The following is an 11,853-nucleotide window of genomic DNA, read 5'->3' on the forward strand; positions in this document are numbered from 1 at the left end:
TTCTTACGCGTTACTCACCCGTCCGCCACTGTCTCCTAAAAGACCGTTCGACTTGCATGTGTTAAGCATACCGCCAGCGTTCATCCTGAGCCAGGATCAAACTCTCCATTTTGTTTGAGTTTGCTTCGGCTCCGAAATTAATTAAAATCTCGAATCCTCTTTCTTAATTATCTTTACGACGAGGATTGGTTTAATCTATTCTTTCAAAGTATTATTTTTTCTCGGTTCAGTTGCCGTGAGTTGTTTTCTCTCCCCGGCACTTATCTAATATATCAATCCTTCCTTTTTCTGTCAAGGGGTTTTTTAAAGTTTTTTTGGGTAGGGGGTGAATACAAACTCTATTTTCGTCTAAAAGCTTTATATAGATAGGGTTTTGATGAATTTGGTTATCATAAATATCATCCATTCCCTAATTCTTGAGAGCGTTCTTTTGAGGCTTTGACGGCTTCAATGATGGCGGAACGAAAACCGGCTTTTTCTAGGGCACTGACACCAGCAATGGTTGTACCTCCGGGACTGGTAACTCTATCTTTAAGTTCGGCTGGGTGAATTTTTGTGTTTTGCAAAAGTGTGGCTGTTCCTAATACTGTTTGTACTGCTAGTTGTTGAGCGATGGATCTTGATAGACCTACAGCGACTCCGCCATCGGCTAGGGCTTCGATCATCAATGCTACATAAGCTGGTCCACTACCAGATAATCCTGTCACTGCATCCATGAGGGTTTCCGGGATTTCGACTACTTCGCCAACGGCGGTAAAAATTTGCTGTGCTATTTGTTGGTGATTAGCATTAGTATACGCGCCTAAAGAAATTGCTGTTATACCTGCGCCTATTGTGGCGGGAGTGTTGGGCATGGCGCGAATTATAGGGATTTGGGGGAAGCTGGCTTCTAATTGTTTTAAAGTTATACCCGCCAGTATAGAAATGATCAAGGGTGAATGCTCTATGGGGAGAATGGCTGCTAATTCTTGCGCGACGGTGGCAAATATTTGGGGTTTGATTGCCAACATTACGGCTGTTTTGGCTTTGCTCAAGACTAGGCTATTGTCTGTTGTGACAGCTACGCTATATTTCTGCTCTAAATGGTTGCGGCGTTCAGCCTGGGGTTCACTGACGATGATTTCTGAGCCTTGATAAGTGCCACTGATAATAAGGCGGGATAATAGGGCTTCTCCCATTACCCCACCGCCAATTAAGCCAAATTTTATATTCATTTTCATTAGTCACTAGTTAGTGGTCAATTAATTATAGGAACTAATGACTAATTTGGTTTACTGTGCCATCCGAGTGGGTTCATTCCCCCAAGTGGCTGCGGCTGCTGCGGGACGAGCGGGACGAGCTTGGCTGATAGGTACTTCGTGGATTAAACCGCCCTGAGTGCTAACTTGCACGCAACTAGGAGTAAACAAGAAGATACTTTCACCAATTCTTTCTTGATGTCCATCTAAGGCATAAGTACCACCGGCTACAAAGTCAACTGCCCGTTGAGCTTGGTCGGGATCCATAATTGTCAAGTTTAATACTACTGATTTACGTTCGCGCAGTGCTTGAATTGCCTGGGGCATTTCTTCAAATGTGCGAGGTTCTAGGACTAGAACTTCAGAGATTCCATTAATTGCGCCTGGCATACCAATAACATTACTCATAGGTTTGGATACTGTTGCAACTGCTTCTTCTGTACTGGTAGGTGGATTTTCCCGCCAACGCCGATTTGCAGGAGTGGTTTCCTGTGGGGCTGGTTGAGGGTTTTCTTGCTGATAGCTATTCTGATAATTATCTGCTGTATCAGCTTCTTCTTCGTAGTATTCGTATTCTACTTGCTCGTTTAAGCCAACAAAGTCTCTAAGTTTGGAAAATATATTACTCATGTTGTATGCTCCCGGATTAAAATTACCCTAATTTTCCTGGCTATCAGTTACATTTAAGTTTCTTCTAGGCAGCAGTGATGACTATATTAGATGTTTGATGTAGCAATTGTACTATTAATTTTCGTTTTTAGCACAAACCATCAATCATTGACAGATATTATTTATGTTAATGCCAGCACATTAATGAATCTGTAACAATGAGATAAAATTGTAGCCTAATGATCATTAAAAATAAAGGTGGTGAGACCCCCTGTTTTGGGATTCAGTATTACTTATGAAACTATTTTATTTTTTGACTATTATCAATAGTTGGTAAAATAAATTCGTGATCTATTATCAATCATGCTGTCTAGCACAATGCCTACAGCTATATCTAAACTCTTTGACCAAATAAAATTGTGCCTAATCGTACCATGGTCGCTCCTGCCTGTACTGCTAGTTGATAATCACCAGACATACCCATTGATAATTGCTGCATTGTAATATTTGCCCAATGTTGCGATTGGATAGTTTGTGCTAATTCATACGTACTATTAAATACAGTTAAAATTTCTCTATCCGCCAATCCTTGCGGCGGAATTGTCATTAAACCTTGAATTTGTAAGTTCTGACATTGATTAAGTGCTTCTAAGTCAGCTAATAATTCTGAAACCATCCAACCATATTTATTCGCGTCGGAGAGAATTTTGACTTGTAAGCATATATTCGGAGTCACTTTTAGTTCTTGCGCTAGAGTGTTTAAACGTTGTGCAAGCGGTAAGTTATCAACGGAGTGAATCCATGAAAATAGTTCTAAGGCTTTTCTGGCCTTGTTGGTTTGTAGATGTCCTATCAAGTGCCAGGTAATATCTGATAGATCTGATAACTCAATTTTTTTGCTGGTGGCTTCCTGGATGTGACTTTCGGCAAAATCACGAATTCCTGCGGTATAAGCTTCCCGCATTAATTCAGTAGATACTTTTTTTGTGACAGCAATCAACCTCACTGTAGATGGGAGTGAGGCGCGAATATTGCTAAGACTATCGCTAATTAAACTGCTCATTGGAATGTACACTGGAAAACATTTTGAAGCAGTTCGTACTCATGGGAGTTACCACTGCGGCGTAAAGTACGTAGGCGATTTTCCAGCACCATTCTGGCTTCAGTCCGGCCAATCGACTGAAATTTCAGGACTTTAAGTTCAGTTGTTACTAGAAAAAATAAGCGTTGGGCGTAGAGTGTGGTAAACAGATCCTGGTTCTCATCAACCATACAGATCCTATAGAGTAAACCCCAAGTTGGATGATTTATGTAAGTTTCTGAGCTTTCTGGATTCATTTCCTAGTCAAGGTTGGGAGTGTATATGGCCGGGGACGGTAACAAGCTTAAAAGCGATGAGGGTATAAGTTTGATGATAACTGGATGTTTTCATGTAACTGACAACCGCTATGGCTTGTTCTGCAACTAATCTTTTGAGGATAGTATACCCTTCCACTAGAATTTTTGTTGACAGTACGAAACTCACAATTGTTCTGGCGGTTTTTTGTGGGAATACTTTTTTGAGTCCGTGGTGTTGCACAGGCTTGTTTCTATCCTGCCACAATTATGTGCTAATGACGCAAAAATGGACATTTATCCGGCCGGCATACAGTAGGAGTTAGGAGGAGGGGTTATAAATAAGTAAAGAGGGATATTTTCCTGCTACCTCCTTGCCTTCTTACCTGTTACCGATTTTTCAGGGAGGGAAAATTTTTACCACCTAGTTCAATTTGTCCGGTTAGGCAACCGTTTTTGAGCCTATTTACTAAATATTCTAAATCTTTAGCAATAAAGTTTGTCCCATGATCTGGTTCTATTAAGCTAATTAAGTTGACATCATTTATGATTTGATTACCTAAATCAGCAATTCCTAGAAAATTGAAAACTCCTGATTCATAAGTTCCACAAGGTACGGAGGGATTATTCATGCCAACGCAGTATTCATTTTCTTGAAACCAATGAAAATCAGGATAGCCATGAAAATGAACAATGGGTGCGCCATTGGCAATTATTTCGGGTGTGTATAAGGCGGTAGCGAGGCTAATAGCTAACATGACATAGATATCATAGGAAGGTTTGATATCTGTTTTGTTTGAGCTACTTCCTAATGGTAATTGCAGATGTAATTTGTCTTGTAAACCAATACGCAGAATATCAGAATCAATATTTAAATTGGTTTTGTTTGCACCAGAACGGGAACTAACTAACCAAATGTCAGGGATTTGTTTAAATCTATTTTCTGCATTAATATTCAGTTTGATATAACGTCTACTTTGTTGATTTTGCCGAAGTTCATAACTACTAAATCCTGCGACAGGTAATAAATTTTCCCATTCATCAATGGTAATTTCTGGTTTACCTACATAATGAGGAGGTTCGATATAAGCGACAAAACCATAAGATACTCCTGTTCTACCATTAACAATGACATCAACTATATCTCGATGGGATTTTCTTTGAATAACTTCATCTAATTTAAATCCATTTGGAAATAAACCTGTTGATTCTAGATCTTGCCCTAATTTAATTAATTTATTGGCATAATTTGACAGATGAGGATTATATTTTCCTAGTTCAAAACGACTAATCAATAGTGGAGTAATTGGGACAAATACTTTAGGTATAAATGATTTTAAGGCAAAGTCTTCAATTTCATTATGAAGAAACTTAGAATCAGATAGATTCATATTCAGAATAGAAAATTCTTCGTTAGATACACCAATGACAATTTCTGAGAAGGTTTTAACTAGTGTATTTATGCCGATACGAATTTTTTCTGTATAGGGTGTAAGTGGACTAACAAATTGATTATCTATGTTAGTCAGAGTTACTACTTGTGTATTAGTAGGATCTTCAACATATTTAGCGGCATGATCTTCAGCCCAGCTACTCAATTTAGCAATTTGAATAACGGACATTTGTTGTTTTTCTTTTAGCCAATTATAAGATAATTTATACCAATTTTCAGCGATAATTATGCCTAATTTTCTTAACCATGAATTTGGTCTTTCTACATCTACAATAGCATCAATATCTGCTCTGACACTTTGGATTTTTAAAGATTTATGCCAGTTTAAAATGGGAATTTTAATGGTATGTTTTAATTCTGTTGTCGCTTCTTTCCAAGGAATTACTGTGACACCATGCTTTTGAAGATAGAAGATTAATTGTTGCCTAAATCTAACAATGACTTGATTATAATAATTATCTGGTAAAGGTCTAAAGCTAATTTTTAAGTTTTCAGCCATGAACTTAGGATTAATAATTGGTGGTTCATATCCTGTGGGTAATTCTCCAGAAAAGCCACCAATTAATTTACCAATAGTTTGTAAACTAATGCCTTGAATTAAAGGTTCTTGGGCATAGTTATTAGTAACATTCATTTCCTGGATTAATGCTAAAATATCTTCTTTATATGTGGCTATTTCTACTTGGATTTCTGGGGTAATTACTCCTTTGGGGGAACGAATATTCAGTTTGCTATTTTCTGACCAAAATAATACACCTTGTTGAGTGAGTTTTGCTAAAATTTCTGCTGCATTCATGACAAAATCTCCTGTGTTTAAAAATAAGAACTTAGGAAAGAGGACACCTAGCTAAATTAGGGTTGTCCCAATCTGGCAAAGTGTCCTAATAATCAAGGAGGAAAAACTGGATTGTCAGTAATTAAACAGAATTTGTAGAGCTTATATCTGGATAATTTCTGACTGAGAATTTTCTAATTCTTCAGATAGTCTGAGAGAAAGTTCTTCAATGGTGGGATAATACCAAAGGTGCATAAGTGATAATTTAAATCCCAAGAACTTTTCGGCTTTCCTAGCGATAATTATGGTTTGTGCTGAGTCTAAACCGTAACTATCGAGGGGTTTACGAATATTTATTTCTTCTGGATTAACTCCCAATAAGGAGGAAATTTCTGAGACTAACCAAGCTTGAATTTTAGTAGTGTTATCTTGGTTATCAGGTTGATAATTAGAAAGATGATTATTCATTTATGTTACCCCAGGTATTAAGCAATTAGGCGAAAATTTCATAATGTAATTGATACAATTATCTACGATTTTTTCCATGGTTTCTCGATGAAGTGAAGGTTGAGAAAATACAAAATTTAGGGTCATTTTTTCCTGAAAAGTAGCAGCATGAACAATAAACATTCCTGCGTATAAAGCATGAGAACCAACAAAACTAATTTCTTCTAGTTCTAATTGACCATAACTATGAGGAATATTAATTTTACCAACATTAGAAATGGAAACTGTAGCGGATACTTGATTAGGAAATAACAAGGAGAAATTTATTAGTTGTTTAGCTATAAGTATCATTTGAAAAATTTCTCCTTGGTTAATTTTTTTATTAAGAGTTTGTTTAACTTTCCGCGCTAATTCCCAAAAACATATATTATTAGTAATTCTATAAAATCCCATCAAAGATGCTGCTAAAACTGTCATATTTTCTTGACTAATTTCTGGTTGCAAATGTCTTCTTAAATCAAGATATGATAAACAACTAACTCGAATATTATCTTCATGGCTTTTAGTCAATTGTTTGGAGACTGTTAACATTAGTGCCGCACATAAAGCACTTTGTACTGTAGTATTTTCTTGTCGGCATTGCTGAATAAACTGCTGTGTTGATTCTTGATTAAGTTGTCTATGAATGATTTCGCAATGACGCTGAGAAATAGGAACATATTTTTCTACTCTTAAGGTTTTTAGTTGATTCCAGTATTTTTGAAAAGCGATATTTAATAATAAATAAATTCTACCTATCTTTCCTTTAAAACTATTTGTCCAAGTTGGTAATAGTTTTTCAATGGGTGGAAGTGCTGCTAAGGTAGTGGCTACTGGAATAGATTTACCTTCAGTAATTCTTTGACAATAGGTTAAAATTTCTGAATGTAGTTTGATGCTTGATAAACCGTCGGTAATAGCATGATGTGTAGTTGTGATCAGATAATTGATATTCCGCTGATTCAATATTTTTACAAGTACAACTCTTAGCAGATATTTACTACTATCAATTAATTGATTCATTTCTGCATTGACGACTGCTTCCCATTCCTGACTTTCTCCAATATTAACAATTTGCAAAGGAAGTTTTCCTGTATCTATAGACTGAAAATAGTAGGAATTTTTAGAATTAATAATGTGAGAATTAAGGGCAGGATGACGATATTGCAGAATATCTAAAGATTGCCTGAGAACTGTTTCTTGAAGATTTCCCTGAATACGGCTAATAGTAACTAAATTCCATGTTTTAGCTCGTTGATTCAGAATTTCCATTGTTTCTTCTAGCTGTCCTAATTTTCTATTTATAGCCATATTTATTACCATTTGCTAAATAAGAATTATTAAAATAGTTGGTAGTGAGGGATAAATCCCTCATTTACGATACTAAGGTGCTAACTATAAACTTGGTTGTTTATTTAAGTTAGATACTGGATGATATTGACTAAATTCCTCTGGCATTTGTAAACCTTGGATTTTTAAATTTTGAACCCGATATAAATAAGCTGCACCTGTCATAATTTGATCGGCTATATCAACTACTCGGCGATTATTAATATCTGCCAAATAAGAGCCACGTACCCAATTATTAAAACTGCCCATTGCTGGTCCACACCAAATTTGATAATCAATTTCTCGACCTTTTTCTCCTGTGTTAGACCACCGAGAAGACAATCCTAAATACCAACGAAATATTAATGCCATTTTTATTTTAGGATTGTTAGTTGCTTTGCTTAATTTTTCTGGGTTGCGTTGGGATAAATAAGTAGATGTTTCTTGCCAAATTTCAGAAATTGTTTTTCGCAGAATTTGTTTTTCTAATTTTTCTATTTCATCTGGAGGAATTTCTGCAATTGAATTATAATTTCTGTATAATTCCCATAGTTTTTGAGCGCGGAGAGGAAAAAGAGTTCCTCTTTTAAGAACTTGTAACTTTACTCCCATTTCAAACATATCAGCCGCTGGTGCCATCATTACATCAGTCATTTCTGCTTCAGATAGGAGCTTTTTTGTATATTCAGAAGTCCCAGCTTCAATGCAGGATTGATTAATAGAACCAGTGACAATATAAGCCGCACCCATCATGAAGGATGCTAGTGCTGATTGCGGTGTAGAAATTCCTCCAGCAACACCGATTCTTACAGGTTTTTCATAATTATATTTGCGTTGAATTTCATCTCTTAATTCTAAGATATAAGGTAATAAACAAACCAAGGGACGATTATCTGTATGTCCTCCTGAATCTGCTTCTATGGTAATATCATCAGCCATAGGAATTTTTGCCGCAAGATTAGCTTGCAATTCGCTAATTAATCCTTGTTCAACTAATTGGGTCAGAATTTTTGTAGGTGCAGGTTGGAGGAATTTAGTGGCAATTTCTCGACGGGAAACTTTAGCGATAATTTTATTGTTGATTTCAATTTGATTGGCTGAATTTAAACTTAATCCAGCAGCCCGATAGTAGACTATATTATCACTCAAATCTAAGAATGCAGAGGCTTCAATTATTCTGACTTGATGCTGTAAATACAAATTAATTAAACGACGTTCGATAGCAGGTTCACTAGGACTATGAAGTAAGTTAAATGCATAGGATTTGTTATGTAAAGCTTGTTGAATTTTATGAATTGCTGATTCCACACGGGCAGGTAATAAACCTCCTGCACCAAAGGAACTTAAAATATTAGCTTTTCCTAGGGCAATTACCATTTCTTCAGATGCAATACCCTGAGCCATTGCCCCAGTCATATATGCATATTTTGTGCCATAAAACTCTAGAAAATTTGGATCGCCTAATTGATGAAATTCGATAGCAGGAACAGTTAAAAGCATTTCTAACTTGTTACTTTTACCATTGGCACTATATGATAAACTACCTTTGTTGCTAATACCAATTTGTCCTTCTTTATTCAGAATATAGCAAGGAAAATTTAAATTCATCAGTTTATTTTTAATATTTTCTGCATCAAAAGAGACGGTATTTAAATCACCTTGCCATGCTTGATAATTATTATTCATTGTAGGGGAAAACTTGAGTTTTTGTTGATGTTTATTTGGCGTAATTTCTGAATTAAACACTTTATTTAACCTCTGATAATTGACTAGAGTATTGTAGGAAGGCAAGATGCCTATCCCATAATTAATTCAAAGAAATTTCTGTTTATTTTTACTTTTCTATTTGCATGATCATTTTTTTGTAAAATTCTAACTGCTGCTGAAGAAAGAGGCTAAGTTGTTGAAGTGATCTTTGTCGAGATTGTAATAAAAAGCTATGTGCTTTAGTCATACGGGCATTATTATTATTTAAACTTTGATAATTAGGGATAGACTTTATTTTCTGTTCATAATTTAGTAAAGAATTATTTTGTAAAAATGACTGATTTTTGCAAGCAATATCTTGATTAATCTTGGTATTAGACGAAGAATATAAAGGTGATAGATCTAACTCAATTCGATGACTAAATAGCTTCGCCAATGCTTTGATAATAGAAGTATGATCATCTACACCTCTTTTATTTAGAGACACTGTTAGATGTTCTTTATCTTTGAGAATTTCACTAATCCAACGACTACAATTACTACCAACACCAACTTCAATAAAGATTCTGATATTATCATTATAGACATGATTAACTAAGCGAGGAAAATCAAGTTGTTGACAAAGGGCTTTAGCGATATTTTTGCCAATTAAATGACTATCAATATTAATGGGTAAATATTCGGCGGCAGAATAGAAAATTGTAGCTGAATTTGCTTGAGTGGGCAATGTATTAACTTTCACTAATTCATCATATTCAGATTGCATTGGTTCACAATGAATTACATGATTAATTGATGTGGAAAAAGCATCACATTTTAAGGTTTCAATGACTCTTTGACAAGCTTGGGTTTCACCAGCAATAACTACTTCTTCGGGTGTATTAATTAAAGGCATATAAACCCAACTTTCATTTTTTAGAACTTCTTGAACTTTGGAAGGTGAGCATATTAAAATGTAATTACTCCAAAATTCTTCACTTTTACCTCCATGAATTAAAGGTAATCCCCAGTGGTGACGAACTGCATTTTTATGTCCAGATAACTGAGTTTTAAATAAAGGTGATGAGTTCAAATAATCGCTGGTACTTTTAAAACTAGTCCAGATGCCTTGGGCTAACATCATACTTGTTTCACCAAGGCTATAGCCAAAAGCATAGGGTGATTGAATTTGAAAATAGTTTTTAAGAATTGCTGTCATTAATCCCGCAATACCAACTTCTGATTCTAGCATGGAAACGGGATCATCTATTAATGTTTGTTCTATGTTTTCTAGTTGTCTTCTTGATAATTTGTTGATGCTTCGAGGATAGAGAATTTTTTCAATGTTGTCGACTCGATTATAAACATTTTTAATGATTACATCATTATGTAGTTGAGGAAAAAGACGAAAAATATTTCTTCCTAGTCCTATATAAGAAGTAAAAGAACCAGGATAAACAAAGGCAATATGACCTTTTTTACCTTGGGGATTAACTGTAAAATAACTACCAAGAGGAGTTTGCCAATCTTTGCCAGTAGCGAAAGCAATTTTTACACCCTGAATTGCCCTTTCAATTTCTCGTTTTAATTCCTCTGGATGTCGTGCAAGAATTGCTAAAGCGTAGGTTGATTTTTGATATTGCTGATATTTTTGGAAATAATCACTAGCAAGTTGTGATAGGGAGGAAATATCTGTAATATTTTGTTGGAGTGCGGTAATTTGTGTTAATAAAGAAGAACTATTATCAGCGGCAATGGCAAATAAATAATAAGGCATTTCTGCTAAATATTGACTATTACGTTCTATTTGGCTAATTTCTTCCGACAAAATTAAATGTCCATAAATATCATCTTCCTCTATCATATTTACCGCAGCAACTCTTTTAGTTGCACCAGGTTCTAAAAACCAAGGTTTTGATTCTACTGCTACATAAAAGGGACTTCCGTACCAAATCTCTGAGTGTTTAGGATTAGACCATTGGGGAACACCGGGAATATAACGATGATATAAACAAAGTGCGGTTTTGATGAGGCTAAATATACCAGCGGTGGCTTCTGTATTGCCAATATTTGCTTTAACACTACCCAAGGCACAACTAAGATTTCTTTTCCCTGTCTGATAAGCCGATATTAAACCTTGGATTTCTGCTTTATCTGCATTGGGATTTCCACTAGCAACAACTTCTAAATAACCAATATCTGAGGCTTTAATATTTGCTATTTGAAAAGCTTGTTGACAAGTTTGGGTAAGAGTTTCTGGGTGATTTAGAGAATGTTTTACAACACTCAAACTATCAATAATTGCATAAATACAATTATTTTGTTGCTTGGCTGTTTCATGCAGTTGTAATACTACTGCGGCTGCACCTGCTGTTTTAATTACATCCTTAGCATTCTCATCATAACTGAAAGTATATAGACCTGTATTAAGTTCTATTGAGTAATTTTTATCTATCCCCACAATTAAAACAGCTTCAACTTGCTGGGTAGTTAATAATTTTTGACTTATATCTAAAGCTGATAAAAGTGACTTTTCTTCAGTAAAAAATGCTAACTCAGCAGGAATATAATTAGCTAATTTTGCAGAATTTTCCGTGGGAGAAATGATGATTAATGCTATTTTTGTGCTTGGTTGAATTTTAGCATCTACCAGTGCCGAATTGATCACTTCTCGACTTAATGGAGTTTGCTGATAATCTGAAGATGTAACTGAATTTTGTTTACCTTCATAAATCAGGCGTTCAAATTGATTTAATGTTGGTGAATTACTCACAAAACAATCCATACCAACAATTGCTAACTTTTGATTTTGTGCGGTTAATTTCATGATCATTCTCCATTTTTTGGAACTGAACCTAATGATGTTTCTTGCAATTTCTCTTAGAGATTATGCAGGGTAAGTAAAAAGGAGCAAAGGCGCAAAGTTTTAGAATTTTAATTTT

General features: G+C 35.3%; 9 protein-coding genes and 1 rRNA gene. All 10 read right to left on the bottom strand.

Features of this window, described 5'->3' with window-relative positions:
- A 16S ribosomal RNA gene (locus H6G44_RS12480) occupies positions 1–112 on the bottom strand; the annotation flags it as partial.
- A gap of 286 nt (positions 113–398) precedes the next feature.
- Positions 399–1,214: a pyrroline-5-carboxylate reductase gene (gene proC, locus H6G44_RS12485; RefSeq protein WP_190386917.1), complete on the bottom strand. Its 816-nt coding sequence runs from the start codon at positions 1,212–1,214 to the stop codon at positions 399–401.
- A 57-nt stretch (positions 1,215–1,271) separates the two neighbouring features.
- On the bottom strand, positions 1,272–1,868 hold the full coding sequence (locus H6G44_RS12490) for a cell division protein SepF (protein ID WP_190386913.1): 597 nt from the start codon (positions 1,866–1,868) through the stop codon (positions 1,272–1,274).
- Between the two features lie 373 nt (positions 1,869–2,241).
- Positions 2,242–2,910, bottom strand: a complete 669-nt coding sequence (locus H6G44_RS12495; protein ID WP_190386912.1) for a YggS family pyridoxal phosphate-dependent enzyme — start codon at positions 2,908–2,910, stop codon at positions 2,242–2,244.
- Positions 2,907–3,185 carry a transcriptional coactivator PipX gene (gene pipX, locus H6G44_RS12500; RefSeq protein ID WP_190386911.1) on the bottom strand — a complete coding sequence of 93 codons (279 nt, stop codon included), beginning with the start codon at positions 3,183–3,185 and terminating at the stop codon, positions 2,907–2,909. The genes H6G44_RS12495 and pipX overlap by 4 nt, the downstream gene beginning before the upstream one ends.
- 386 nt (positions 3,186–3,571) lie before the next feature.
- On the bottom strand, positions 3,572–5,431 hold the full coding sequence (locus tag H6G44_RS12505; RefSeq protein ID WP_190386910.1) for a TubC N-terminal docking domain-related protein: 1,860 nt from the start codon (positions 5,429–5,431) through the stop codon (positions 3,572–3,574).
- A gap of 141 nt (positions 5,432–5,572) precedes the next feature.
- Positions 5,573–5,878, bottom strand: coding sequence for an acyl carrier protein (locus H6G44_RS12510; RefSeq protein WP_190386909.1), 306 nt, complete (start codon positions 5,876–5,878; stop codon positions 5,573–5,575).
- Positions 5,879–7,207 carry a phthiocerol/phthiodiolone dimycocerosyl transferase family protein gene (locus H6G44_RS12515; RefSeq protein ID WP_190386908.1) on the bottom strand — a complete coding sequence of 443 codons (1,329 nt, stop codon included), beginning with the start codon at positions 7,205–7,207 and terminating at the stop codon, positions 5,879–5,881.
- Positions 7,208–7,291: 84 nt separating this feature from the next.
- Entirely contained in the window at positions 7,292–8,911 is a 1,620-nt protein-coding gene (locus H6G44_RS12520; RefSeq protein WP_190386916.1) for a PfaD family polyunsaturated fatty acid/polyketide biosynthesis protein, read from the bottom strand.
- A 148-nt stretch (positions 8,912–9,059) separates the two neighbouring features.
- Positions 9,060–11,744 carry a PfaB family protein gene (locus H6G44_RS12525; RefSeq protein WP_420867526.1) on the bottom strand — a complete coding sequence of 895 codons (2,685 nt, stop codon included), beginning with the start codon at positions 11,742–11,744 and terminating at the stop codon, positions 9,060–9,062.
- Positions 11,745–11,853: the final 109 nt, after the last annotated feature.

It is taken from the genome of Aphanizomenon flos-aquae FACHB-1287 (assembly GCF_014698755.1).
GTDB classification, from domain to species: domain Bacteria; phylum Cyanobacteriota; class Cyanobacteriia; order Cyanobacteriales; family Nostocaceae; genus Dolichospermum; species Dolichospermum flosaquae.

Coding starts and splice junctions, on each gene's coding strand:
- H6G44_RS12520 (WP_190386916.1), bottom strand. CDS start 8,911: ATGAATAATAATTATCAAGCATGGCAAGGTGATTTAAATACCGTCTCT.
- H6G44_RS12510 (WP_190386909.1), bottom strand. CDS start 5,878: ATGAATAATCATCTTTCTAATTATCAACCTGATAACCAAGATAACACT.
- proC (WP_190386917.1), bottom strand. CDS start 1,214: ATGAATATAAAATTTGGCTTAATTGGCGGTGGGGTAATGGGAGAAGCC.
- pipX (WP_190386911.1), bottom strand. CDS start 3,185: ATGAATCCAGAAAGCTCAGAAACTTACATAAATCATCCAACTTGGGGT.
- H6G44_RS12515 (WP_190386908.1), bottom strand. CDS start 7,207: ATGGCTATAAATAGAAAATTAGGACAGCTAGAAGAAACAATGGAAATT.
- H6G44_RS12490 (WP_190386913.1), bottom strand. CDS start 1,868: ATGAGTAATATATTTTCCAAACTTAGAGACTTTGTTGGCTTAAACGAG.
- H6G44_RS12525 (WP_420867526.1), bottom strand. CDS start 11,744: ATGATCATGAAATTAACCGCACAAAATCAAAAGTTAGCAATTGTTGGT.
- H6G44_RS12495 (WP_190386912.1), bottom strand. CDS start 2,910: ATGAGCAGTTTAATTAGCGATAGTCTTAGCAATATTCGCGCCTCACTC.
- H6G44_RS12505 (WP_190386910.1), bottom strand. CDS start 5,431: ATGAATGCAGCAGAAATTTTAGCAAAACTCACTCAACAAGGTGTATTA.